The following is a 24,333-nucleotide window of genomic DNA, read 5'->3' as shown; positions in this document are numbered from 1 at the left end:
CGACGCGCATTTTGCCGCGCACGACTATCTGCTCGGCTCCCGCGCCTCGATCGGCGATTACGGCCTGATCGGCCCGCTCTACGCCCATCTCTATCGCGACCCGGAATCGGGCAAGCTGATGAAAGGTCTCGCGCCGAACGTCGCCCGCTGGGTCGAACGGATGATCGACGTCGAAACCCCGCTTTCGGGCGAATTCCTCCCGGACGACGCGATCCCGGAGACGCTGCTGCCCGTTCTCGAACGGATGATGGCCGAACAGATGCCGCACCTCCAGGCGGTCTCCACCGCCTATGCCGGTTGGGCCGAGGGCAATCCCGGAGCCGATGTGCCGCGCGCCGTCGGCTTCGTCGATTTCGCGATCGGCGGCCGGACGGGACAACGGGCGGCCATGACCTTCACCCTATGGATGCTGCAGCGCCCGCTCGATTTCTACCGCGCGCTTCACGGCCGCGACAGGGCGGCGGCGGACGCGCTGCTGGACCGGATCGGCGGATCAGGCTTTCGCGATTTCGAACTGCCCCGCAGAGTGCGCTTCGAAAATCACGTCCTCAGCCAGGACGGCTAGTTCAGACGACGCTGAGCCTGCCGCGCGAATCGAACCGGTACTGGAACCAGAACCAGCGCTTGTTCAAAGAGGGCTGCTCGATCTTGAACGCGGTGATCAGCCGTTCGCCGTCCGATTTGAGATAGATGGCGCCGTAAACGTCGACATTGACCCGGGCCAGCTTCGTGACATCCTCGCGGAGCCTCGCCTGCTGGTTTTCGGTCAGCCCGTCACCCGCCTTCTCGATCGTGCGGCGGATGCGGTCGACGATCTTTCCGTCCTCCTTCTCGCGGCTCGACCGCTGCAATTCGGTCGACAGCAGCACCGGCGCCTTGCCGCGCCCGAACCGCCCCAGCCGGCCGAGCAGGTCGGGGCGCGGATGGACATGCCCCTCCTCGTCGCCCGAGGAGATGATGAAGCAGGCCGGATGGACGGTTTCGAGAAAGGCGTCGGTCACGTCGGCCGCGCCATGGTGGCAGACTTTCATGATGTCCGACCGCCAATGGACGGCGGCATCCTCGACCATGTCGCCATAATCCTGCGTCCCCTTGTCCGGGAATCCCTCGATCCCGGCATAATGGGTGAGCAGGAATTGCTCGGCGGCCTCGTTGAGATCGCCGCCGAACAGCACGGAAAATTCCTTGTAGCGGAGCCGCAATATCACCGAATGGCCGTTCTTGGTCTTGCCATAGGCGCTGCCGAGGACGCGCAGGCGCGGATCGCCGTTATCGTCGAACTCGCAGACCGGCGCGAGGATTTCGATCTGATAGGGATGCGCGTCGGACGGCGCGAAACCGGGTACATAGCGCTTGCCGCCCTCGAGCACGCCATGCTCGGTCGACAGCATCGCGAAATCGAGCCCCGGCATTGCGAGCGCCGATCGCATCAGCGGCGGGAATTCATAGTCGTCGACCGGCGACCCCGGCGGATAGAGCGCGGCGATGCTGTCCCGGTCCGAGCGGATATCGGTGACATAGCTGCGCCGGGCTGCCGGATCGCGCGTCTTGCCGCCGATCTTTTCGTAGCTGCCGGAGACCGCGCGCTCGATCAGCCCGTTGTGATAGAGATTCTCGAAACGGAAATCGGGATCTTCGAAAATCGGCTTGAATCCGCCATAATGATCGTGATCCGGATGGGTGAGGACCGCGGCGTCGAAATGCAGGTCGCGATAACCGCCGAACCGCTTGCGCAGGAACCGGTGCATATTGTCGCCGACGCCGGCATCGATGACCATCACCCGCTCGTCCTGGTCGGTCTCCGGCGTGATCAGGACCGCGCCGTCGCCCTGGCCGACGTCGAGAAAGATGATCTCGAGCGGACGATGATCGCTGAGATGATCCTCGGGAATGAAGAGTTCGCGGCGGTATCGGGGATTGTTCGGCGACCAGATGACCTTCTGCCAGCCCTGGCTGGGCGGCCCGTCTATCGTGAGCCAGTCGCCCCACAGCACCTCGCGGACCTTGTCCCCGTCTATCGCGTCGTAAAGATGCGTGTGTTTTCCGTCTTCGCGCAGATCGACAAATCTATGTGTCATCGCCCTCTCCCATGATCTGGCCGGGCGGCACCTGCCGCCGGTATACCGATCCATGCGCCCCGAAGATGGCTTGCTGGATCGGACGATATCATGATTTTCGGCGGGGCGCAGCAGGCACGGACATTCATCGTCGCTTTACTGACATGATTGTCAGCTATAGAATAGGCTTCACCGTAACCGAGTATCGCCATTGTGACCGACACCGCCCTGCCCCGCCACGAACATCCCATTGCCGTCGATGCCGACGACATCGATTTCATGGGCCATGTCAACAATGCCAATTACCTCAACTGGGTGCAGGAGGCGGTGCTCGCCCATTGGGAGAAGATCGCGCCGCCCCAGGCCGTCGCCGCGCATCTCTGGGTCGCGCTCAAGCACGAGATCACCTACCGCAAGCCCGCCTTCCTCAACGACACGGTCATCGCTTCGGTCGTCGTCGAAAAGGTGCAGGGCGCGAGCGCCTTCTACGATACGGTGATCAAGCGCGGCGAAGAGGTGCTGGCCGAAGTGAAGTCGCGCTGGTGCTGCATCGACGCGGAAACGCTGCGCCCAGCCCGCATCGCCGAAGAAGTCGCCGCCTTGTTCCTGCCCGCCAGGAACGAGCGCTAGCGCAACAACCCGCCGAGCACGCCGCGCACGAAGCGGCCGACACCCGGTACGCCGATCGCTCGGCCGATTTCGTTGCCGATGGTGCTGCCGGCCGCGCTCGCCGCCGATGCCGTCGGATTCGCACGGCTCGTCCGTCCCGACATCCGGCGGCCCAGCGCGGCGCCGGCGGACGCGGCGGCGGCGCCCGCGGCGGCTCGCCCGACCCTCGCCCATAGCGACGTGCTCCGGCGCGGGCGCTGGCGCACGGACTCCTCGCCCTTCTCCTCGACTTCCTTTGCGGTCTCGGCCGCGTCCTGCGCCTTCCGCTCAAGCACTTCGGCGGCGGATTCGCGATCCACGCGCTCGGCATAGATGTCGCCGATCGGCGATGCCGCGATGATCGCGGCCCTCTCGCCGGTCGAGATCGGCCCCATCCGCGAGCGCGGCGGACGGATCAGCGTGCGCTGCACCGGAGACGGCGCGCCATCCTCCATCAGGGTCGAGACCAGCGCTTCGCCGACCTTGAGTTCGGTGATCGCCGTTTCGACGTCGAGACCGGGATTGATCCGGAAGGTCTCCGCCGCCGCCCGAACCGCTCGCTGATCCCGCCTAGTGTGAGCGCGCAACGCGTGAAGAATCCGATTACCGAGCTGCCCTGCCACTTCTTCCGGAAGATCGATCGGGTTTTGGGTGACATAGAATATGCCGACACCTTTCGACCGGATGAGCCGCGACACCTGCTCGATCTTCTCGGTCAAGGCATTGGGGGCGTCCCTGAAAAGCAGATGCGCTTCATCGAAGAAGAAGATGAGCTTGGGCTTTTCGGGATCTCCCACTTCGGGAAGCGCTTCGAACAACTCGTTCAGAAGCCAGAGCAGGAACGTGGCGTAGGTGCGCGGACTGCCGATCAACTTGTCGGCCATCAATATATTGATGAAGCCCCGGCCCTGCTGATCGGTTCGGAAAAAATCATCAATATCCAGCGCCGGCTCCCCGAAAAACTTGTCGGCACCCTGTCCTTCGAACTGCAACAGTTTGCGCTGGATTGCTCCGACACTTGCCTTGGAGACATGGCCATATTCGGACGATATCTCCTTGGAGTGCTCGTACACGACAATGAGCATTGCTCGCAGATCTTCGAGATCGAGCAGCAGCATGCCCTCGTCGTCGGCGAACCGGAAGGCGATCTCGAGCACGCCCTGCTGCGCGTCCGACAGGTCCATGAGCCGGCCGAGCAGCAACGGCCCCATCTCGCTGATCGTCGTCCGGATCGGATGGCCCTTCTGGCCGTACAGATCCCAGAAGATGGTCGGACTGTCGGCATAGCGATAATTTTCGAGGCCGATCTCCTCGGCCCGTTCGATCAGCTTGTCGTGATGCTTGAAATCCGCGCTCCCCGGCATCGCGACGCCGGAAAGATCGCCCTTCACATCGGCCACGAACACCGGGACACCCGCACGCGAAAAATTCTCTGCCAGCCCTTGGACCGTCACCGTCTTGCCGGTTCCGGTCGCTCCGGCGATGAGGCCGTGCCGGTTGGCGCGGGCGAGGTTCAGATACTGTTTTTCGCCGCCGCCCTTGCCGAGAAAGATACCAGCCGATTCATCCATCGCTACGCCCCCTTCGAATTCCGGGGAACGATAGACGGCCGGATTGGCGATGCAAACCGCGAAACGGTCGGACAGCGAGGCCCCGCCGATGTCCCGTCGGCGGGGTCACACGCGCTATTCGATGATGTCCACGCCGATATAGAGCGGGACGGAATTTCCGCGCTGGCGCAGGAGCAGAACCGAGCTGCGGCCGGCCCGCTGCGCCTGGCTGATGATGCGCACCGCATCGCCGGGCTCGAGCGTCGCCGTGCGGTTGATCGACAGCACGACATCGCCGCGGCGAATGCCCTTTTGCGCCGCGTCGCTCGACGGATCGACCTGGTTCACGACCAGCCCGCGCACGCCGCTGTCGATGCCGAGCTGACGCGCGATCTGCGGCGTAAGGGTCTGGAAGCCGATCCCGATCGCGTCCATCGTCGCTTCGGATTCGTCGCTGCCCGGATCTTCCTTGGTCGGTTCTTCCAGGCCCTCTTCTTCCTCCTGACCCTCCTGCGCACGTCGCAGAAGCTCCTCGTCGGTCGGGCGTTCGCCCATCGTCGCGGTCACGCGGACGCGCTCGCCGTCGCGGATCAGCACGATCGGCACGCGCGACCCGACGGGCAGATTGGCGACGATGTAGGACAAAGTCTCGTCGGGCGTCACATCGCGACCGTTGACGCTCACGATCACGTCGCCCTGGCGGATGCCCGCGCGTTCGGCGGCCTCGCCGGGCTCGACGCGCGCCACGATCTCGCCGCGGTTGCGCGGCAGGCCGAGAGAATCGGCGATATCGTCGCCGAGCGGCTGGATCGAGACGCCGAGATAGCCGCGCTGGACGCGTTCCCCGCGCCGCAGCGTCTCGACGATCGGCCGGGCCTCGGACGCGGGAATGGCGAAGCCGATGCCGACATTGCCGCCGGTCGGCGAGAAGATCGCGCTGTTGATGCCGACGACATTGCCCTCGATATCGAACATCGGACCGCCCGAATTGCCCTGGTTGATGGAGGCATCGGTCTGGATATAGCGGTCATAGGCGCCGCCCTGCCCGATCGTCCGCTGGAGCGCCGAGACGATACCCGCGGTCACCGTACCGCCGAGACCGAAGGGATTGCCGATCGCGATCACCCAGTCGCCGACCCGCAGATCGTCCGAATCCCCGAACTGGACGAACGGAAGATTGTTTCCGTCGATCTTCAGCACGGCCAGATCCGAAGACGGGTCACGGCCGACGATCCGGGCTTCATATTCGGTCCGGTCCGACAGCGTCACCGTGATCGTGTCCACCGGATCGGTTCCCGGCTGCCCATTGCCGCCCCGCGCCGAGATCACGTGATTGTTCGTGACGATATAGCCGTCGGCGGAAATGATGAAGCCCGAGCCAAGCGACGTGGCTTCGCGGGTGATCGGGCCATTGTTCCGGCCACGCTGGCCGAATTGCCGGAAGAAATCGTCGAAGGGGCTCCCGGCGAAGGGGTTGCGGCTCTGCACTTCGATCGTTTGCGTCGTCGAGATGTTGACGACGGCGGGCGCGAGCCGCTCGGTCAGATCGGCAAAGCTCCCCGGCGCGCTGACCCGGGGCATGGCGGTAGGAGCATTCTGCGCGACCTGGGCTCCGACCGGCTGTTGCAGCGTCAGTGTGGCTGCTGTGCCTCCGGCCAATAGAATTCCTGTAATCGCATAAGCGTAACGCACGGCCATAATTCTCCAATCTCTTCGCTGTATCCGTTTACGACACCTGTCTGTTAGCTGCGGAATAGCGTCTTAACACATATTGAACATAGGGGACGACGCTGCCGTTCGTCGAACTGTCAGCGCAGTCCACGGAATTGACGCAGATATTCGTTGTCCGGAGACATCACGATCGCCGCCTCGCCATCATCGGGGCCGGCCGGCCGATCGATCCCGAACGTCGCCCGATAGGACTCCATCGCCCGGTAGAAATCGTAGAAGGCCGGATCGGCGCCGAACGCCTCGGCATAGGTCCGCGCGGCTTCCGCGTCGGCCTCGGCCCGGATGATCTGGGCCTGTTTCGCGCCCTGCGCCTCGATCGTCAGCGCTTCCTGTTCACGCGCCGAGCGCATCCGGCGATAGGCCGATTCCAGCGGCTGGCCTTCGGGAAGGTCCGCCCGCTTGATCCGGACGTCGACGATCTCGGCGCCATATTGACGTGCCGCGAGGTTCAGGCTCTCCCGGATATTCTGCATCACCTGCCCGCGTTCGGGGCTGAGCAGCGCCGCAAAGGGCCGCCGGCCGAGCTCGTTCCTCAGCGACGAGGCGAGGATCGGCCGCAGCGCTTCGCTGACCCGGTCCTCCGTCCGCGCCGAGATGTACATCTGCAGCGGATCGACGATCCGGTAGCGGGCGAACGCATCGACCTGCAGCCGGAGCTGATCGGTCGACAACACCTGCTGCCGCTCCATCTCGACATTCTGGATCCGGCGGTCGATCCACACGACCTGCTCTATGAACGGAATATGCGCCATCAGGCCGGCGCTGCCGGATCCGAAAGTCTCGCCCGGCTGGTAGCGATTGACGATCCGATCGGGCTCGCCGAACTGGACGATCACCGCCTGGCGCGTCTCGGGAACAATCGAGAAGGAACTGAAAATGGTGACCAGGATTACGACGCCGAGAACGGCATAGGCGATCGGGTTGCGCGCCACGCGGCTTGCGATGCTCATTGTGCGTCTCCCGTTTCGGGCACGGGTGTAGCCTGCTGCCGTATGCGGCGTTGAACCTCCGGCAGGGGCAGATACGGCGTCACATTGTCGGTTTCGACGATCGTGATGTTCACGCTCGCCAGAATCCGTTCCATGGTCTCGTAATACATGCGCCGCCGCGTCACTTCCGGCGCAAGGCGATACTCCTCATAGACGCGCGTGAAGGCGGCCGATTCACCCTGCGCCCGGGCGGTCAGCTGCTGCGCATAGGCGCGCGCATTGTTGAGATAGGTCTGGGCGGTCTGCTGGGCCGCCGACACGCGCCGGAAGCTCTCCTCAACCGCCTGGGGCGGATCGGCTTCCTCGATCGCCACGCCCTGCACGAGCACGCCGGCGCCGTAGCCGTCGAGCAGATCCTGCATCAACACCTGGACCCGCTGTTCGATCTCGCCGCGCCCGGCGCCGATCGCGTCGTCGAGCGTAACCCGCGCCATCACCGCACGCATCGCACTTTCGGCAACCTCGCGGATCGTCGCTTCGGGATCGACGATCTGGAACAGATAGTTTTGCGGCTCCTTGATGTTCCAGCGAATCTGATAGGCGAGATCGACGATATTCTGGTCGCCGGTCAGCACCCGGTTTTCGGCATTTTCGCCGCCGCCGCCGATGTCGATCGTGCGGATATTGTCGACGTCGATGATCTGCACCCGGTCGATCGGCGCCGGGAAGGAGAAGTTGGGACCCGGCTGATATGTGCCGACATAATTGCCGAAGCGGGTCAGAACGCCGCGTTCCTGCGGGCCGACCAGATGGAAAGAGGTGAAGAATATCCAGAGCACGACGAGCAGGATGATCGCCCAGAACCAGATCGGCCGACCGCCGAAGGTCGGCAGGTCGGGACCGCGGCCTCCGCCGCCGCCCCATTGGCTCTTGCCACGCCTGAGCAGCTCATCGAGCGCCGTCGGGCCGGACTGTCCGCCGGACGGCCGTTTACGCGGCGGTTGCGACCACGGGTTCTTGGGGCCGTCGTCGCCCCCGCCACCCGAGCCGTTACCGCCCGATCCGCCGCTGCCACGGCCCCCCCAAGGGCCGCGGCCCTCGCTGTTCAACATGGCGCCAATCCGCGCGCCTACACCGGTAAAAAGGCTCATAGCTCTCTTTATAGGAAGCCTTTCGGGGAAAAACAGTGTCATTTGGTGAAGGGCTTCCTATTTGATCGGCATGACCGAAACAGCCGACCAACTTTCCGCCGCGCTCAATGCCATCGCCGATCCGCTTTCGGGCAAGGGCCTGATCGATTCCGGGCGCGCCCCGGCGCCGCGCTTCGCCGACGGCATTGCCAGCGTGATTCTCGACGTAACCGACATCAATGTCGACAAACGGACGCTGATCGAAGCCGATATCAACCGCGCACTGTCTGCGATCGAAGGCGTCGACCAGGTGCGCGTTGCCATGACGAGCAAGCGGACCACCCGGCGGATCGTCGCGATCGGATCGGGCAAGGGCGGCGTCGGCAAATCGACCCTGTCGGCCAACCTCGCCATCGCGCTCGCGCGGCGCGGACTGCGCGTGGGGCTGATCGATGCGGACATATACGGCCCGTCCCAGCCGCGCCTGCTCGGTGCGGAGGACCGCAAGCCGACGGCGAACGAACACAAGAAACTCGTTCCGGTCCCGACCGATTTCGGCATTTCGATGCTCAGCATGGGCCAGCTGGTGAAGCCCGGCCAGGCAATCGCCTGGCGCGGTCCGATGGCGGGCAATGCACTCGGCCAGCTGATCGATGCGGAATGGGGCGACACCGAGACGCTGATCATCGACCTGCCGCCCGGCACCGGCGACGTGCAGCTGACGATGGTCCAGAAATACAAGCCGGCCGGCGCGGTCATCGTGTCGACGCCGCAGGATCTCGCCCTGATCGACGCGCGACGCGCGATCCACCTGTTCGAGGAGGCCGATGTGCCGATCATCGGCCTGGTGGAGAATATGGCCGGTTACGAATGCCCCGAATGCGGCGCCGTGTCCGATCCTTTCGGAACCGGCGGCGCCGAAGCGGCCGCGAAAGAACTGGGTTTCGACTTTCTCGGCCGGATTCCGCTCGATCTCGATATCCGCCTCGCCTCGGACGAGGGCGTGCCGCCCGCCGCCAACAGCGGCAAGGGCGCGGATTGCTTCAACGCCATCGCCGGGAAACTGGCCGACTGGATGGGTCGATAGCGTTACCCGCCCGCTTTCCGGTAAAGGAGATACCCGATGCCGCTGACCAGCGACGACGAACTGACCGCACTGCTCACCGAAACCGAGGCGATCGCCGTGATCGGCGCGTCGGACAGGCCCGACCGCGCGAGCAATCGCGTCATGAAATTCCTTCAGGGCAAGGGCTTTCGCGTATTCCCGGTCAATCCGACCATCGCGGGAGAGCAGATCCATGGCGAAACGGTCGTCGGCGATCTTTCGGAGATCGGCGAACCGGTCGACATGGTCGATATCTTCCGCAACAGCGAGGCGGCCGGCGAAGCCGTGGATCAGGCGATCGCGGCGGGCGCGAAATCGGTCTGGATGCAGCTTGGCGTCGTCAACGACGAAGCCGCCGCGCGCGCCGAAGCGGCCGGACTGAAAGTCGTCATGGACAAATGCCCGGCGCAGGAGATGCCGCGGCTCGGCATGTGATCAGAAGCGATCGCGTTCCATCTGCTTGAAGCGCGCGATCCAAGCGCGATTGATATCGTCCGCGATCTTGCTGAACCGCGTTTGCGTCGAAATGCCATGATGGTGTGCCAGACCCAGGCCGGAATATATGGCCTGCTGAAATTGCGCCGGATCGGCTACGACATCTTCGTAATAATAGGTCTCCGCTTCTATTCCGAGTTCGGCCAATAAACGCTCATGCGTAGCGTATATTTTCTCGACTATGGCCTTGTGGTGCGCGATGGCGTCATAATCGAAATCGTCGTCACAAATGTTCCGATAAGATTTCTGCAGGCTCGAATAGCGGCCACTCAGACGCCCTTTGCGAATGGATACCGCTTGAGCGACCGTATCGCGCCGGCGCAAGATGATGAATTGGGCGTGCGGCAATATCTGGTCGAGAAATCCCAGCAATGCGCATGAAGTTATTCCCACCAGCGTGCATTCGAGACCGAAAATGCGTTCCTTTTGCCGATCGAGAGACCATTGCAGCGCCAGTCCGTCGTCCGCCAAGCCCTTCGATCGCCGTGTGCGTATAAGCCGCTTCGGATTGCACCATTCAACGGTTTTGCTCATTTCCGGATGGTTCGACAGCAGCTGGCCCGCATAGGTGCTGCCGGCGCGTGCGGCGAAAAGCATGACAAAGACGCGCTCAGAAGCCAAGCGATAGCGAATGCGGTCGACCGGCAAGAGCAGTTGCTTGCGGACCTCTCGACAGTCCAGCGGCGCTATCCTTTCCAGCGTTTCCAGCGCGTTCACGGCTCGCGCTTCGACAGTTTCTCGGCGCGCTCGCGCAGGCGCTCGACGGCCGCGGCATGGATGCCGGGCGTCGCGATGAGTACGCCGAAGGCCTCGGCGGCATGGGTGTTGAAGATCAGCGGCGCGCCCAGCGCGTCGGTTACCATCGCGCCGGCCTCGCGGGCGATCAGCGCAGCCGCGCCGACGTCCCATTCATGACCCCAGCGCAAGGTCGCCACGAGATCGGCCTCGCCCGCCGCGACCATGGCGATCCGGAGCGCGATCGAATTGGGCTGGTCGACCGCCACGAGATCGCTGTCGGCCTTGGGGATATTGTGCGCCGGCACCCGCGCTCCGGCCAGTGCCGTGCGGCCGCTCACGCCGAGCGGCAAGCCGTTGCGCGTGGCGCCCTGCCCCGCGCTCGCCATCCAGCGTTCGTTCCGGGCCGGCGCCTCGAGCACGCCGTAGATCGGCTGCCCGTCCTCGACCAGGGCGACCGATACGCACCAGCCCTTCCGTTCGCGGATGAAATCGCGCGTCCCGTCTATCGGATCGACGACCCACACTCGCGACTTGCCGAGCCGGGCGGCGGTGTCGGTCGTTTCTTCGGACAGATAGCCGGCTTCGGGATCGAGCGCGGCCAGCCGCTCGCGCAGGAAATCGTCGACGAGCAGGTCGACGTCGGAAACCGGGTGATCCGGCGACTTGTTCCAGATTTCCAACTCGCCCCGCCAGCGGTCGCACGCCTTTTCGGCAGCCTCGGCGGCGATATCGGCGATCGCGTCGAGCATGGCTTCAGGCACCGGCGACCGTCATGCCCTCGATCCGGACGCTCGGCGCGTTGACCCCGCGAATGAATTCGAGATCGTCTGCCGGCGTCAATTCGCGATACATGTCCTTCAGATTGCCCGCGATGGTGATTTCGGCGACCGGCGCGCCGATCGCACCCTTCTCGATCAGGAAACCCGACGCGCCGCGGCTGTAATCGCCTGTGACCGGGTTGACGCCCATGCCGATCAGCTCGGTGACGAGGACGCCCTGTTCGATGTCGGCGATCAGCTGGTCCCGCGTCGCCGTACCGGCTTCGAGGTGAAGGTTGGTCGCGCCCGCGCCCGGCGGTCCGCCGATCCCGCGCTTCGCGTGGCCGGTCGGTTCGAGGCCGAGCTGGCGCGCGGACGCACTGTCGAGCAGCCAGCCGGTGAGCACCCCGTCATCGATGATGGCGCGGTCGGCCACCGGCAGCCCCTCGCCATCGAAGGGCCGCGACCGCAGGCCGCGCCGCCGCAACGGATCGTCGCGGACCGTCACGCCCCTGGAAAACACCTGCTTCTCCAGGCTGTCGCGCAGGAAACTCGTGCCCCGCGTGATCGCCGAGCCGGTGATCGCGCCGATGAGATGGCCGAGCAGCCCGCCCGACACGCGCGGATCGAACACCACCGGCATCGCGCCGCTCGCGAGCTTGGCCGGATCGAGCCGGGCGACCGTCCGTTCGCCGGCCCGCCGGCCGATGCTGGCCGGGGAGTCGAGATCCGCGAAATGGCGCGCCGTGCGATAGGCATAGTCGCGCTGCATCCCGCCGCCTTCGCCGGCGATCACGCTGGCCGAGCAGCCATAGCTCGATGCCTGATAGCCGCCGCAAAAGCCGTGGCTCGTCGCCAGCGCCATGATCGAGCGGCCCGCCGATGCGCCGCCGCCCTCGCTGTTGGTCACGCCATCGACCGCGCGCGCCGCATCTTCGGCTTCGAGCGCATGGCGGCGCAGCGTTTCGGGCGCGACATCCTGGCCGTCGTCGATATCGAGATCGGGCAGTTCGCCGGTGAACAGCCGGTCTTCCGGGGCGAGCCCGGCATAGGCGTCCGCGGGCGCCTCGCGCGCCATCGCCGCCGCGCGCTCGACCAGGGTCGCGAGCGCCGCGTCCGAAAGGTCGGAGGACGATACGCTCGCCGAGCGCTGGCCGACGAAAAAACGCAGGCCGATCTCTTCGCCTTCGGATCGCTGGACATCCTCCAGCTCGCCGAGGCGGACCTGCACTTCGGTCGACATGCCTCCGGAGTACAGGACGTCGGCGGCATCGGCGCCGGCCCTCTTTGCGGATGCGACAAGATCGGAGACGCGCGCCTGCGCTTCGGTGACGGTTAGCATGGAGGCGATTTAGGGAGGCGGCGCTGCCTTGTCACCCTCGCGGCTCAGGCCGTCGCTCCGACGACGAGGCAGGCCAGCGCGACCAGCAATCCCGCCTCGCGGTTCGAGCGGAACTTGGCGAGCGCATCGCCGCCGTCGTCCGGCCGCAGCGTCGCGACCTGCCAGGCGAGATGCAGGGCGGCGGGAAGCAGGGCGGCGAGCGCCAGCCATTGCGGCCGGACCTGCCAGACGGCGAGACACCAGCAGGCGAGCGCGAGCAGATAGAATAGCGCGATGCCGGAGCGCGCATGCCGGCCGAGCCGGCGCGCCGTGCTCTTCACGCCCGCCAGCGCATCATCCTCGATGTCCTGCAGCGCATAGATCGTGTCATAGCCGATCACCCAGAAGACCGCGCCGGCATAGAGCCAGGCCATGGCCGGCGACGGCTCGCCGGCGATCGCCATCCAGCCGACCAGCGCGCCCCAGCTGAACACCAGCCCGAGCCAGGCCTGGGGCCACCAGGTGATCCGCTTCATGAACGGATAGGCGGCCACGAGGGCAAGGCTGCCGAGCGCCGCCAGCTGGGCCTCCCAGCGCAGCTGGATCAGCACGATCAGGCCGATCAGGCAAAGCAGTGCCAACCAGATCCAGGCCGCCCGCAGCGACACCCGCCCGCTCGCCAGGGGCCGGGCGCGCGTCCGCTCGACCTTCCGGTCCAGGTCACGGTCGACGATATCGTTATAGACGCACCCCGCCCCGCGCATCGCGATCGCACCGAGCAGCAGCCAGAGAAGAAGATCCCAGCGCTCGGCCGCGCCGCCGGCCAGCGCAACGCTCCAGGCGCAGGGCCAGAACAGCAGCCACCAGCCGATCGGCCGGTCGAACCGCGCGAGCAAGCCGAACGGACGGATGGACGGCGGCAGCGCGGCGATCAGCCAGTGGCGCTCGGTATCGGGAACCGACTCCGCGACGACGGCTTTCCGGCTCACGCTTCGGCAACCCGCCAGCCATGCCAGCAAAGGCCGAGCATGACGAGATTGCCGATGAAGTCGAGCAGCCCGACGGTGGTGAATAGCGGCACGACGAAATAGAAATATCCGTTGAACGCAAAAAAGGGAATCAGCGCCAGGCCGTAAGCCGCGAATGTCCGACGCGTGAATCTTGCGGTGAACGCGACCAACGCAAACAGGCAGGCCTGAGCGCCGAAACAGGCGATGGCGAACGTCGCGAGAAAATCCTCGCTGTGGAATTCCGGCCGGATCGTCAATGCGATCACGGACTCCGGCGCGACGAGCGCCCAGCCGCCAAGCACGGCGAAAACCGCGCCGATCAGATATTGCGTCGTACGAGCATTCATGGCGTCGCCGATCTAGCGCCTCGCCTCGGTCTAGTCTAACGCCTTCACCATGCCCGCAACGCCCGCCTGGCCGCCCGACAGTCCGCCCCGGCTCTTTATCGATACGACGCTGGAGGAAGACGGCGAGATCGTCATCGACGCCGCACAGGCCAATTACCTCGTCCGCGTCCTGCGGCTGAAAGCGGGCGCCCAGGTCAAGCTGTTCGACGACCGGACCGGGGAATGGCTGGCCGAACTGGCGCATATCGGCAAGCGCGACGCCGTGCTCCGGGTCGAGGGCAAGTTGCGCGACCGCGAGGACGTCCCCGATCTCTGGCTGTGTTTCGCGCCGATCAAGAAGGGCCGGATCGACTGGCTCGTCGAAAAGGCCTGCGAACTGGGCGTCGCGCGCCTCCTCCCGGTCCGCACGCAGCGCACGATAATCGACAGGCTGAAACCGGCCCGGCTGAAATCGCACCTGATCGAAGCCGCCGAGCAATGCGAGCGCACCGCGCTTCCCGAACTCGCCGAGATGGTTTCGCTGGAGGCGCTGCTTGCCGATTGGCCGGATGGGCGAACCCTGTTCTACGCGGCCGAACGCGGCGGCGGGTCCTTCCCCGAGGCGCTTGCCGCGCATGACGGGCCGGCGGCGATCCTGATCGGCCCCGAGGGCGGTTTCACCGAGCAGGAGGACGGGGCGATCCGCGCCCTGGCCCAGGCGGTACCCGTATCGCTGGGCCCGCGCATCCTGCGCGCCGATACCGCCGCAGCCGCGGCCATCAGCCTCTGGATGGCCGGACGCGGCGACTGGACCGCATAGAGACCAGCCCGGAAACGCTATTCTCTCCGTCTTTCGAGAGACTTGCCGAGATCCCGAAACGGGCGCCCGCTTTTACGAAATATTCAGCGTGTTTGGTTAATCCTTTCCGCATGAGTGGGGTTGGGGAATTGCCGATAACCGGTTCGGCCAGATGGCTGTGTCGTGCGTTGGGCGCGGGGCTCGTCGCATGCCTCGCCGCGCTGGGCGCCTCGCCGGGCCTTGCGCAAACGACCACAAGCTTTTCGAACACGACGACGGGCACGATCAATTCCGGAACGACCTGCACCGCGCCAATGGTCCGCACCTTCACCGTCGGCGCATCCTTCACCGTGTCGGATGTCGATCTCGCGCTGCTGGCCACGCATACGTGGCGCGGCGATATCCGGGCGACCCTGCAATCGCCCGCCGGAACGCGCGTGCAGCTGGTCGACGGCGACGCCAACAACGTCTCGGGCGACAATTTCAACGTGCGCCTGAACGACGAAGGAACGCAGCTCGTCAACACCGACGGGAACGCGGCAACCCACTCCACGACCGCTCCGCCCTACCAGCACGATTTCCGGCCCAACAGCGCGCTGTCCGCCTTTGACGGCGAAAACTCCGCCGGTACGTGGCGCCTCGAAATCTGCGACATCTTTCCGTCGCAGGATGACGGCAGCTTCCGGCGCGCCGATCTCTACCTGACCGACATGCCGCCCGACGTCGCCGATCTCTCGCTCACCAAGGCCGTCAGCAACAGCAGCCCGGCCAACGGCACCAGCATCTCCTACACGCTTTCGCTGACCAACTCGGCCGCGTCCGGCCAGACGGCGACCGGCGTCACCGTCTCGGACAGCCTGCCGCTCGGCGTGACCTATGTCAGCCATTCCGGAAATGGCAGCTACGACAGCGGCACCGGCGTCTGGTCCGTCGCGTCGATCGCCCCGGGACAGACGCGGACCCTCACGATCACCGCGACGGTGAACGCGACATCGGGCGCGACGGTCACCAATATCGCCGAAATCACCGCGTCCTCCGCCCCCGATCCCGATTCCACACCGGCCAACGGCGCGACCGGCGAAGACGACTATGATAGCGCGACATTCACGGTGTCCGGGACGCGCACGGCGGGCACGCCGCCCAGCCTGACGACCGTGTGCCCGGCGATCAACCAGACGCTGTTCGACTGGAACAACCGGGCCTGGACGGCGGGCGCGCTGACCACGAGCTATGCGGTCACCAATATCGGGACGATCAGTTTCGCGATCAGCACCGACGGCACCTTCGCGAATGCATCGCCCGACGACACGACGAACAATACCGGCGGGTTCGGCGCGACCGAGCAGGCGCTCTACCAGTTTCTCGAATATACGACCCGGTCGCAGAATGCGGTCACCGTTCTGACCCTGCCCACCGCGGTACCGGGCCTGCAGTTCCGGGTCTTCGATATCGATTTCGCCGCCAACGACTTCGCCGACAAGCTGACCATCACCGGCTCGTTCAACGGCTTGCCGGTGATGCCGGTGCTGACCAACGGCGTGGCGAACTATGTCGTCGGCAATGTGGCGATCGGCGATGCCGGCTCGGCCGGGGACTCGGCCGACGGCAATGTCGTCGTCACCTTCCTCTCGCCGGTCGACACCGTGACCATCGTCTATGGCAACCACACGACGGCCCCGGCCGATCCGGACGGCCAGGCGGCGTCGATCCACGACATTCTCTTCTGCAATCCCGAAACCACGCTCAGCGTCACGAAGATCAGTTCGCTCGTCAGCGATCCGATCAACGACACGACGGACCCCTATTCGATTCCGGGTGCGGTGATCGAGTATTGCATCCTCATTTCGAACCCCGGTTCGGGCACGGCCACGTCGATCACGGCCACCGACGCCCTGCCCGCCAACATGACCTATGCCGCCGGCACCATGATGAGCGGCGCGAACTGCGCTTCGGCGACTACGGCGGAGGACGACGACGCGGCGGGCGCGGACGAGAGCGATCCGTTCGGCGCCTCGGTCAGCGGTTCGACGATCACCGCCACGGCTAGCAGCCTTGCGCCCAGCGTCGCCTTCGCGCTGACCTTCCGGGCGACCGTCAACTGAGGAACGCTCGCGCGACAGGCCGACCGGCAAGCGGAAATCTTGCACCCACCCAAGCGTTCCTACTCTGGCGTGGAGCCGCCAAGGCCGCTAAGGGCGATTCATGAGCACGAAGACGGTTTCAAAAAGCAACGCGCCGATCATCGAGGATCGCCGGCAGCTGCTCGACGTCTTCGCGGGGGGCGAAAAGCCCGCCGAAAAATGGCTGATCGGCACCGAGCATGAGAAGTTCGTCTATTGCCGCGACGATTTTCACGCGCCCTCCTATGACGAACCCGGCGGCATCCGGGACCTGCTGCTCGCGCTGACGGAGTTCGGATGGGAGCCGATCGAGGAGAATGGCAAGGTCATCGCGATGAAGGGCGCGGACGGGACGGTCAGCCTCGAACCGGCCGGGCAGCTCGAACTCTCCGGCGCGGCGCTCGACAATCTCCACGAGACCTGCGCGGAAACCGGCCGCCATCTCGAACAGGTCAAGGCGATCGGCGAGACGACCGGCAAGGGCTTTCTCGGCCTCGGCATGTGGCCCGACAAGCGGCGCGACGAGCTGCCGATCATGCCCAAGGGCCGTTACAGGATCATGCTCGACTACATGCCCAAAAAGGGCGATCTCGGCCTCGACATGATGCTGCGCACCTGTACGATCCAGACCAATCTCGACTATTCGAGCGAGGCGGACATGGCGCAAAAGTTCCGGGTCGGCCTCGCGCTCCAGCCGCTCGCCACCGCGCTGTTCGCCAATTCGCCCTTCACCGAGGGCAAGCCCAACGGCTTCCTCTCCTTCCGCAGCCATATCTGGTCGGACACCGATCCCGACCGCACGGGCATGCTGCCCTTCGTCTTCGAGGACGGGTTCGGTTACGAGCGCTATGCCGATTACGCGCTCGATGTGCCGATGTATTTCGCCTATCGCGACGGCGAGTATCTGGACGCCTCGGGCCTCAGTTTCCGGGACTTCCTGAACGGCGAGCTGCCGATCCTGCCCGGCGAAAAGCCGACGATCGACGACTGGAACGACCATCTCTCGACGATCTTCCCCGAGGTCCGGCTGAAAAGCTTTCTCGAGATGCGCGGCGCGGACGGCGGCCCGTGGAACCGGATCTGCGCCCTGCCCGCACTCTGGGTCGGCCTGCTCTACGACCAGACGGCGCTCGACGCGGCCTGGGACATGGTGAATGCGTGGACGCTCGAGGAACGCGAGGCGCTGCGCGACAGCGTCCCGAAACTCGGCCTCAAGGCGCCGGTGCCGGGCGACCGGACGCTCGGCGACATCGCGCCCGAAATCCTCGACATCGCCACCGCGGGCCTCAGCGCGCGGGCCCGCCTCAACGGCAGCGGCGACAATGAAAGCGGCTTCCTCGATCCGCTGCGCGAGATCGTCGCCAGCGGCAAGACGCCGGCCGAAAGCCTGCTCGAGCGCTTCCATGGCGCATGGAACGGCGATGTGACGAAGGTCTACGAGGAAGAGAGTTTCTAGCCTTGGACGGGGGACGGCCCAGCGAGCGGCAGGTCGGAGCCTATCTCGACCGGATCGGCTTCGTCGGTACGCCGCGAGCGGACCTCGCGACGCTTGCGGCCGTCCATCGCGGCCATGTCGAGAATATCCCCTGGGAGAATATCGACGTCGCCCTCGGTCGGCCGTTGACCCGCGACCCCGGCCGCGCCTTCGACAAGCTGGTGACGCGCGGCCGCGGCGGATGGTGTTACGAAATGAACGGCCTGCTCGGCTGGATGCTCGAAGCGCTGGGCTTTCGGGTCGCGTATCTCGCCGGCGGCGTGAACCGCGCGGGCTTCGGCGACGAGGCGATCGGCAACCATCTCGTGCTGCTCGTCGAACTCGACCGCAGCTATATCGCCGATACCGGTTTCGGCACCGGCCTCATCGAACCGGTCGCGCTCGAGGCAGGCGAGATCGCGCAGGGACCGGCCCGCTTCCGGCTCGAAAGGCTCGACGAGACCTGGTGGCGCTTCCACAACCATGACGGATTGATGCCGCCTTCGTTCGATTTCGGGCCGACGATCACCGACGACGCCAAGCTGGAGGCGCGTTGCCAATGGCTGCAGAGCAACGATTCTTCTCCGTTCCGAAAGCGGGTGATCGTGAACGCCCATCGAGACGGGCGTCTCGAAATGCTCGACCTGCCGGTCCTGCGCACATTGACCGAGGCCGGGCTGACCGAGCGGCAAATCGGATCGCCCGAAGAGCTGGCGGAACTGCTTTCCCGGCTGTTCGGACGGCCGCTGCCCGAAGCCGGCCGGCTGTGGGACAAGATGGCGGCCGCCGAAGCCTGATCCGCGCTCCATCCGCGCCCTCTCCCGGGATCGGGACGGCCGGGATTGCACCGGATTTCGCGGGACGCCTCCGGCATTGCCGCTCCCGATTGCCGCGTCGCGCCGTTCATCCCGAGCGGCTGGCTTTGCCAGCCAACCGAAGGGCCCCTCGCCATGGTCGTTCAGGAAAAGCGTGCTTTCGCTGACCAAGTTCACATAGTTTACACACAGCGACCGTTTCGGACAGCGCCCGTTTGGCACCGGTCGACACGCGCCCCGCAAGATCTGCGTGCTATTCGCCACAGGAGAATGGGCAAGCGTGCCCAACAGGACGCACGGCCCCGGGGAGCGACGGGGTCAAAGAGCCTGCGGTTGGGCCGCAAGGCATACGGTATCATGGGCGGGTGTCTGTAGGACAGGGAATAGGATGGGTCGGCTCCGTCCTCCGCACTTTCCGTTGCTTTGCCGATGAAAGCGCGAGTACGATCAGCCGATCGCTTTGCATACCTGGCTGAGCCATGCTTCGAGTATCGTCGCGATTAGCCGGGTGGGCGCTCGCCCCCGCTGACGCTCACCCCTTCAGCTCCTCCGCCAGCCGCCGCATGAAATCCGCGCCGCGCCGGAACTGGTCCACCGAAATATATTCATTGGGCTGGTGCGCCTGCTCTATGGAGCCGGGCCCGCAGATCACGGTCGGAAAACCGCCCTGCTGGAACTGCCCGCCCTCGGCCGCATAGGCGACCGCACCCGCGGGCCGGTTGTCGCCGGTCAGTTTGCGGACGAAGGCCTCGGCATCGGCGCTGCCGCTCGGCGTCATCGGCGGGGCGTTGGCCAGTTCGGTCATCGTGACGCCGGCGTCCGGAAAGGCCGCTTTCAGCTCCGCATCCAGCGCCCGGCATTTTTCGGCGAAGGGCGCCAACAGGCCATGGGCATCCTCGCCCGGCGGGCATCTGAGGTCGAAATGGAAGCGCGCATGGCGGGCCAGGATATTGTCCGCCGTGCCGCCCTGCATCCGCCCGACGGTGAGCGTCGCATGCGGCGGATCGAAGCCGTTATCCGGGTCGCCCGATGCTTCCAGCCGCCGCGCAAGCCGGGCGAGATCGTGCATGAGATCGATCGCCGCCATATTGGCCGACACCCCGAGATGCGTCTGCGAGCTGTGCGCCTCATGACCCCAGACATCGACCTGATAGACGCAGATACCCTTATGGCCGTTGACGATCCGCATCATCGACGGTTCGCCGATAATGGCGAGGCGGGGCGCGGGCAGCGCGTCCGCGATCTCGGCGATCAGCGCGGGCGCGCCCTTGCACCCGATTTCCTCGTCATGGCTGATTGCCAGATGCACGGGGCGCCGGCCCTGTCCGAACAGCGGCACCGCGGCCAGGGCGAGCGCGATAAAGCCCTTCATGTCGCAGGTGCCGCGCCCGTGGAGCCGGCCGTCGCGTTCGGTCACCGTCCAGGGATCGCTGTCCCAATCCTGCCCGTCGACCGGAACGACATCGCTATGGCCGGAGAGGATGACGCCGCCTTCGACCGGCGGGCCGATCGTCGCGTAGAGGCTGGCCTTGGGCGCCTCCGCATCGGTCACGCGCGTCGCGCGGACATCGTGACGCGCGAGATAGTCCTCGATCCACGCGATCATGGCGAGATTGCTGTTCCGCGACGTCGTGTCGAAGGCGATCAGCGCGGCGAGGATTTCGCGTGCGGCGGCCGTCGGGTGGCTGACGGATACGCCATCTGTCGCGCGCACTGATTGCGATCCGTCCACCATTTCGCTCCGCCTTGTTGCGGGACGACTGTATCGGCGATTTCGAACCGCGTCCAAATGTGCGTTGGGGGCTGGGCGCGCTCCGCCCTACTCCGCCGGCACCATCTCGCCCGGCCTGCCCTTGCGCCCCGTCACCCAGGCGAAGAAGCGCGGCACGGGCGCGTTGCGTTCCATCCAGTCGAAATATTCGCGATAGGCCGGGTCGGCCATCAGGTGCTTTTCCTCGGTCTTGGCGCGCCAGTAATAGACGCCGCTGACGGCCGCGAGCAGCACGGTGTTGCGGATCATGTCGACCGGGCTGCCGCTCGTCGCGATGAACGGCATCGTCGCCAGCCACCAGAAGGCGTTCTTCGAGACATAGGCCGGGTGGCGCGTCCAGCGGTACGGCCCGTGGGTCAGGATGCCGCGATGGGTGAGGTTGGAGAAGCGCAGGCCGAAGGCGACCGTCGCCCAGCTGTAGATCGCGGTCAGCACGACGAGGATCGCGCCCATGATCGCCAGCGCGACCGGCCAGCCGTCCAGCCACAAGGTCCAGTCGCCGACATTCTGGTGATAGTCGAGCGGGCCGCCCGGGTTCATCAGGATGAAGGGCGGGTAGCAGATCAGCGCCGCGACCCAGCCCTGGGTGTACGGGTTGGCCGAGCGGATATGCGCGTCGAGCGGGCGCAGCGTCAGGATGTAGCCGACCGTCGCGAAGGCGACGTCCACGAGGAACAGCAGCGCGATCAGGAAGCGGCTCAGCGCCACGGGGTCGGAGACGATATCGTCGGCCGACCAGCGCAGCACCTCGAACCAGTTGCCCGGCACGATCGAGATCATGAAGGCGGTGAAGAAGCCCTTGACCGCCCAGCTGCGGAAATGCTCGACCAGCTTCTCTCGGTCGATATCGGCGCGTTCGCCCGTCAGCCAGGCGCCGAACATGTAGGCGCCGTCCTTCGGCTCGGCGAGGCGGCGGTCGATCCAGAAGATATAGGGCACCGAGACCACGAACAGCACGGGCGCCGACCAGGCCAGCATCCGCATCGCGAACAGATACTGCCCGTCCCAGTACCAGCGGCAGATGCAGTAGAGCGCGGCGATGATGCCCCAGGTTGCCCAGAGCCCGGCGAGCTTGGCGATGCTGATGTCGCGGGTCTCGTCATGCGGCCGGAGCGGGCGGCTCCAGTCGAGGCCCGTCGTCTCGTTCTTCCACGCCTTGTCGACGAAGATCGTCCAGAGGATCATCGGCACGCCGCAGGCGACGACCGCGAGCATCGAGGCGACCGGGCCGTTCGCGCCCGTCATCCGGCCGATAATGATCGCCGCGAACAGGCCGGCCAGGCCGACGAAACCCACGCCGCTGGACACGGCCGAGGGCGGCCGCGGATCCGCGCCGGTGGCCGGGGCCGGGCGCTCGATATCGCGATGGGCGTTCATGCGGCGCAAATCTAAGGAAAAATGGTAATTTAAAGATGAAGATGCGGGCTATCTGGGCCCGGCTTCATCGCCGCGCCGGGGCGGTCAGCGGTCCGAAGGCCGGGCGGCCGGCTCGGCAAAGCGCAGCAGCACCCAGCGGTCCGCGGGCGCGGCGGCCAGCCGGATGAGATTGCCGTGGCACAGGACGTCGCCATGGGCCGCCGTGCCGGGCGCGAGCGGGAGGCGGGCGGAGACCGGCGCATCGGCGCGTGCCGCGCGTTCGATATGGCGCATCAGCGCGTCGTCGACATCGATCCGCGCGAGCGAGGAGCCGGTATCGAGATTCCAGCGCGCCCGGGCCGCCCCGTTGGCGAACAGCAGCGAACCCTCGCCGGTGACGATCAGGCAGGGCTCGGCGAGCACGTCGACCGTGCGCAGCAGTTCGCCGGGAAATTCGGGCGGTTTCGTGATCAGCATGATGGCCCCTTCCGCAATGCGCCGGCCGGACCGGCCGTTTCGGCGCATCCTCGCCGGTTATGGTTTCCATCCGGTTAACGCGCGGGGCGTTTCGGGGCGCGGAGAAGCTGGAGCGGGTAGCGGGAATCGAACCGATGTTACACACCATGCCCTCCCGCCGGAGCGGTCCTGTCACGGTTTTCAGACGGTATCGTCGGGATGCCGGTAGACGAAGCGGAACGGCCGTAAATGCTGCAGCGCGCGGGGACGAAAATCGAGCGCGGACAAGGCCGGTTCGGCGATTTCCAGCTTATCGACCCGCGGATCCCAGTGCCGCGCGACATTGCGGTCCGAAGACGTGAAAATCGGCGCCTTCCGGTTTTTCGGCATTACCGAGCCGATCCTGTTCACCACATTGCCCCGGACATAGGGCGCTCTGCCCAGCGCGATCAGGTCGCGCATACCAGCAATACGCATCATTTCCCACATCGCGGAAAACGGGGTGGATCGCCGCGGCTGAAAACGGCCCTCGATGATGGCGTTGCCCGCCTCATCGGAAACCGCGAACCCGACAGATCGACCTTGGGATTTTTCGAACAGCCGGAACGCGGCATGCCGCGCGTTGAGACCCAGATACTCGTTGTTGTAGGCGACAACCGAATCCAGATCGTTCCAGAGATTGCAGCATAACGTGCCCCAATCCGGCCGGGTGGCCATGGCGATCGGCAGGGCCAGAGGCGCGTCTTCGATGCTCTCCCCTTCCCTCTCGCTGACAAGCGCGAAGAACTGCAATTCGCCATGCGCGCCCATGCTCGCCTGTCGGAAGTCCGCCATGATGAAACCGGCTGCCGCCCTGCCCGGCGCCATCTCCACGGGATGGACCGCTTCGCCGTCGATGGATTGCCGCATCCTGTCAGACGCGACATCGCCGAATATCAGCAGCGCCTCGCCGTCATGGACCCGATAGGGGGTCGGCGCCGGCCCGGTGGACAGTTCGACGCTTCCGGCGACCGGATTGTCTTCGAAAATCGGATGGCCGGGTTTCACGCGAAATTTCCGCCGTTCATGAACCGGGAAAGTGTTGGAGCGGGTAGCGGGAATCGAACCCGCATCACAAGCTTGGAAGGCTAGTGCTCTACCATTGAGCTATACCCGCTCGCCAGGCGCGAGGCGGGAGTTAGTCGCTTGGCGCGCCATATGCAATATCGGGCAGCGCCTCGGCATCGCCGATCGCGCGGAACAGGGCGACCCGCTGCAGCGCCCGGTCGGCGCGGGCGAGGATTTCGGCGCTGCGCGTCGCGTTGGCGGCGCGCTGGGCGTCGATCACCGTGAGAAAATCGCTGAGGCCCCGGCGATAGCGGATCGCGGCCAGGCCGACATTGTCATTGTCGAACACGAGCTGGCGTTCGAGGGCCCGGGCGCGGCCGTCGGCCGCCGCGATCGAGCCGAGCGAGCGCTCGACATCGCCCAGCGCGACGAAAACCCGGCGGCGATAATCGGCGAAGGCCTCGGCGGCCTCGGCTTCGCGCTGGTCGATCTCGGCCGCGGTCCGCCCGAAATCGAGCAGCGGGCCCGAGACCGCCGCGCCGAGCGACGCGATGACCGCGTCGTCGGTGAACAGGTCGCCGAACGCGAGCGAGATCAGGCCGATGACGCCGCTGATCGAGAAGCTCGGAAACTGGGCGGCGGCGGCGGCGGCGATCTCGGCATCGGCGGCGGCGAGCCGGTTTTCGGCGGCGACGAC

Annotated in this window: 22 protein-coding genes, 1 tRNA gene and 1 pseudogene; 8 read left to right on the top strand and 16 right to left on the bottom strand. The window is 65.7% G+C overall.

Translation table 11 applies throughout. The features are described 5' to 3' along the window. Positions 1–565 (top strand): annotated as a pseudogene (locus ACTS1X_RS02035) (glutathione S-transferase); the annotation flags it as partial. A gap of 1 nt (position 566) precedes the next feature. On the opposite strand, the gene ACTS1X_RS02030 reads toward ACTS1X_RS02035, so the two are convergent. Continuing rightward, entirely contained in the window at positions 567–2,078 is a 1,512-nt protein-coding gene (locus tag ACTS1X_RS02030) for a ComEC/Rec2 family competence protein (protein WP_442612721.1), read from the bottom strand. Positions 2,079–2,270: 192 nt separating this feature from the next. Between ACTS1X_RS02030 and ACTS1X_RS02025 the strand changes: the two genes are divergently transcribed. Further along, positions 2,271–2,687, top strand: a complete 417-nt coding sequence (locus tag ACTS1X_RS02025; RefSeq protein WP_442612720.1) for an acyl-CoA thioesterase — start codon at positions 2,271–2,273, stop codon at positions 2,685–2,687. Here ACTS1X_RS02025 and ACTS1X_RS02020 read toward each other — a convergent pair. The 4 genes from ACTS1X_RS02020 to hflK all read right to left on the bottom strand — a co-directional run bounded on the left by ACTS1X_RS02020 (position 2,684) and on the right by hflK (position 8,066). Then, positions 2,684–4,276 carry a helicase HerA-like domain-containing protein gene (locus ACTS1X_RS02020; RefSeq protein WP_442612719.1) on the bottom strand — a complete coding sequence of 531 codons (1,593 nt, stop codon included), beginning with the start codon at positions 4,274–4,276 and terminating at the stop codon, positions 2,684–2,686. The two genes, ACTS1X_RS02025 and ACTS1X_RS02020, sit on opposite strands and share 4 nt — an antisense overlap. A 114-nt stretch (positions 4,277–4,390) precedes the next feature. Next, complete coding sequence (locus tag ACTS1X_RS02015) at positions 4,391–5,947, bottom strand: Do family serine endopeptidase (RefSeq protein WP_442612718.1); 1,557 nt, start codon at positions 5,945–5,947, stop codon at positions 4,391–4,393. 116 nt (positions 5,948–6,063) lie between these two features. Continuing rightward, complete coding sequence (hflC, locus tag ACTS1X_RS02010) at positions 6,064–6,936, bottom strand: protease modulator HflC (protein WP_442612717.1); 873 nt, start codon at positions 6,934–6,936, stop codon at positions 6,064–6,066. Beyond that, positions 6,933–8,066, bottom strand: coding sequence for a protease modulator HflK (gene hflK, locus ACTS1X_RS02005; RefSeq protein ID WP_442612716.1), 1,134 nt, complete (start codon positions 8,064–8,066; stop codon positions 6,933–6,935). The genes hflC and hflK overlap by 4 nt, the downstream gene beginning before the upstream one ends. A gap of 301 nt (positions 8,067–8,367) precedes the next feature. Here hflK and ACTS1X_RS02000 point away from each other — a divergent pair, with 301 nt between their 5' ends. Both ACTS1X_RS02000 and ACTS1X_RS01995 read left to right on the top strand, forming a co-directional pair. Then, on the top strand, positions 8,368–9,132 hold the full coding sequence (locus tag ACTS1X_RS02000) for an Mrp/NBP35 family ATP-binding protein (protein WP_442612722.1): 765 nt from the start codon (positions 8,368–8,370) through the stop codon (positions 9,130–9,132). Between the two features lie 36 nt (positions 9,133–9,168). After that, the gene (locus ACTS1X_RS01995; RefSeq protein ID WP_442612715.1) at positions 9,169–9,585 is read left to right on the top strand and encodes a CoA-binding protein; all 417 of its coding nucleotides are present in this window, start codon (positions 9,169–9,171) and stop codon (positions 9,583–9,585) included. Here ACTS1X_RS01995 and ACTS1X_RS01990 read toward each other — a convergent pair whose 3' ends face one another. The 5 genes from ACTS1X_RS01990 to ACTS1X_RS01970 are packed head-to-tail and all read right to left on the bottom strand — an operon-like array spanning position 9,586 to position 13,819. After that, positions 9,586–10,362 (bottom strand): Stf0 family sulfotransferase, encoded by a 777-nt coding sequence (locus ACTS1X_RS01990; protein WP_442612714.1) that lies wholly within the window; start codon positions 10,360–10,362, stop codon positions 9,586–9,588. Then, entirely contained in the window at positions 10,359–11,144 is a 786-nt protein-coding gene (locus tag ACTS1X_RS01985; RefSeq protein ID WP_442612713.1) for an inositol monophosphatase family protein, read from the bottom strand. The genes ACTS1X_RS01990 and ACTS1X_RS01985 overlap by 4 nt, the downstream gene beginning before the upstream one ends. Then, positions 11,137–12,483, bottom strand: a complete 1,347-nt coding sequence (locus tag ACTS1X_RS01980; RefSeq protein WP_442612712.1) for a TldD/PmbA family protein — start codon at positions 12,481–12,483, stop codon at positions 11,137–11,139. Before ACTS1X_RS01980 ends, ACTS1X_RS01985 begins: the two co-directional genes overlap by 8 nt. Positions 12,484–12,527: 44 nt before the next feature. Continuing rightward, positions 12,528–13,451, bottom strand: coding sequence for a 4-hydroxybenzoate octaprenyltransferase (ubiA, locus tag ACTS1X_RS01975; RefSeq protein ID WP_442612711.1), 924 nt, complete (start codon positions 13,449–13,451; stop codon positions 12,528–12,530). Next, positions 13,448–13,819 carry a hypothetical protein gene (locus ACTS1X_RS01970; RefSeq protein ID WP_442612710.1) on the bottom strand — a complete coding sequence of 124 codons (372 nt, stop codon included), beginning with the start codon at positions 13,817–13,819 and terminating at the stop codon, positions 13,448–13,450. Before ACTS1X_RS01970 ends, ubiA begins: the two co-directional genes overlap by 4 nt. Before the next feature lie 49 nt (positions 13,820–13,868). Between ACTS1X_RS01970 and ACTS1X_RS01965 the strand changes: the two genes are divergently transcribed. The 4 genes from ACTS1X_RS01965 to ACTS1X_RS01950 all read left to right on the top strand — a co-directional run bounded on the left by ACTS1X_RS01965 (position 13,869) and on the right by ACTS1X_RS01950 (position 18,988). Beyond that, a complete protein-coding gene (locus tag ACTS1X_RS01965; protein WP_442612709.1) occupies positions 13,869–14,618 on the top strand; it encodes a 16S rRNA (uracil(1498)-N(3))-methyltransferase in 750 nt (249 codons plus the stop codon). A gap of 110 nt (positions 14,619–14,728) precedes the next feature. Next, the gene (locus tag ACTS1X_RS01960; protein ID WP_442612708.1) at positions 14,729–16,699 is read left to right on the top strand and encodes a proprotein convertase P-domain-containing protein; all 1,971 of its coding nucleotides are present in this window, start codon (positions 14,729–14,731) and stop codon (positions 16,697–16,699) included. Positions 16,700–16,799: 100 nt separating this feature from the next. Continuing rightward, a complete protein-coding gene (locus ACTS1X_RS01955; protein WP_442612707.1) occupies positions 16,800–18,173 on the top strand; it encodes a glutamate--cysteine ligase in 1,374 nt (457 codons plus the stop codon). A gap of 2 nt (positions 18,174–18,175) precedes the next feature. After that, positions 18,176–18,988, top strand: coding sequence for an arylamine N-acetyltransferase family protein (locus ACTS1X_RS01950; protein ID WP_442612706.1), 813 nt, complete (start codon positions 18,176–18,178; stop codon positions 18,986–18,988). A gap of 550 nt (positions 18,989–19,538) precedes the next feature. Here ACTS1X_RS01950 and argE read toward each other — a convergent pair. The 6 genes from argE to ACTS1X_RS01920 all read right to left on the bottom strand — a co-directional run. Next, the gene (argE, locus tag ACTS1X_RS01945) at positions 19,539–20,720 is read right to left on the bottom strand and encodes an acetylornithine deacetylase (protein WP_442612705.1); all 1,182 of its coding nucleotides are present in this window, start codon (positions 20,718–20,720) and stop codon (positions 19,539–19,541) included. A 105-nt stretch (positions 20,721–20,825) separates the two neighbouring features. Beyond that, positions 20,826–22,154, bottom strand: a complete 1,329-nt coding sequence (locus tag ACTS1X_RS01940) for a methyltransferase family protein (protein WP_442612704.1) — start codon at positions 22,152–22,154, stop codon at positions 20,826–20,828. Between the two features lie 84 nt (positions 22,155–22,238). Continuing rightward, positions 22,239–22,610, bottom strand: coding sequence for a hypothetical protein (locus ACTS1X_RS01935; protein ID WP_442612703.1), 372 nt, complete (start codon positions 22,608–22,610; stop codon positions 22,239–22,241). Between the two features lie 180 nt (positions 22,611–22,790). Beyond that, positions 22,791–23,636 (bottom strand): hypothetical protein, encoded by an 846-nt coding sequence (locus tag ACTS1X_RS01930; RefSeq protein WP_442612702.1) that lies wholly within the window; start codon positions 23,634–23,636, stop codon positions 22,791–22,793. 35 nt (positions 23,637–23,671) lie between these two features. After that, positions 23,672–23,745 (bottom strand) — tRNA-Gly (locus ACTS1X_RS01925). A 21-nt stretch (positions 23,746–23,766) separates the two neighbouring features. Continuing rightward, a partial coding sequence (locus ACTS1X_RS01920; RefSeq protein ID WP_442612701.1) for a TolC family protein occupies positions 23,767–24,333 on the bottom strand: 567 nt, incomplete at its 5' end.

Source organism: Parasphingopyxis sp. (assembly GCF_052168275.1).
Taxonomy (GTDB): Bacteria; Pseudomonadota; Alphaproteobacteria; order Sphingomonadales; family Sphingomonadaceae; genus Parasphingopyxis.
This window is presented reverse-complemented; position numbering and strand designations above follow the sequence as displayed.

Excerpts from the sequence above, each read along its gene's own strand:
- ACTS1X_RS01940 (WP_442612704.1), bottom strand. The coding sequence starts at position 22,154 with ATGAACGCCCATCGCGATATCGAGCGCCCGGCCCCGGCCACCGGCGCG.
- ACTS1X_RS01995 (WP_442612715.1), top strand. The coding sequence starts at position 9,169 with ATGCCGCTGACCAGCGACGACGAACTGACCGCACTGCTCACCGAAACC.
- ACTS1X_RS01960 (WP_442612708.1), top strand. The coding sequence starts at position 14,729 with ATGAGTGGGGTTGGGGAATTGCCGATAACCGGTTCGGCCAGATGGCTG.
- ACTS1X_RS02020 (WP_442612719.1), bottom strand. The coding sequence starts at position 4,276 with ATGGATGAATCGGCTGGTATCTTTCTCGGCAAGGGCGGCGGCGAAAAA.
- ACTS1X_RS01955 (WP_442612707.1), top strand. The coding sequence starts at position 16,800 with ATGAGCACGAAGACGGTTTCAAAAAGCAACGCGCCGATCATCGAGGAT.
- ACTS1X_RS02000 (WP_442612722.1), top strand. The coding sequence starts at position 8,368 with ATGACGAGCAAGCGGACCACCCGGCGGATCGTCGCGATCGGATCGGGC.
- hflK (WP_442612716.1), bottom strand. The coding sequence starts at position 8,066 with ATGAGCCTTTTTACCGGTGTAGGCGCGCGGATTGGCGCCATGTTGAAC.
- ACTS1X_RS02030 (WP_442612721.1), bottom strand. The coding sequence starts at position 2,078 with ATGACACATAGATTTGTCGATCTGCGCGAAGACGGAAAACACACGCAT.
- ACTS1X_RS01935 (WP_442612703.1), bottom strand. The coding sequence starts at position 22,610 with ATGCTGATCACGAAACCGCCCGAATTTCCCGGCGAACTGCTGCGCACG.
- ACTS1X_RS01970 (WP_442612710.1), bottom strand. The coding sequence starts at position 13,819 with ATGAATGCTCGTACGACGCAATATCTGATCGGCGCGGTTTTCGCCGTG.
- hflC (WP_442612717.1), bottom strand. The coding sequence starts at position 6,936 with ATGAGCATCGCAAGCCGCGTGGCGCGCAACCCGATCGCCTATGCCGTT.
- ACTS1X_RS01980 (WP_442612712.1), bottom strand. The coding sequence starts at position 12,483 with ATGCTAACCGTCACCGAAGCGCAGGCGCGCGTCTCCGATCTTGTCGCA.
- ACTS1X_RS01965 (WP_442612709.1), top strand. The coding sequence starts at position 13,869 with ATGCCCGCAACGCCCGCCTGGCCGCCCGACAGTCCGCCCCGGCTCTTT.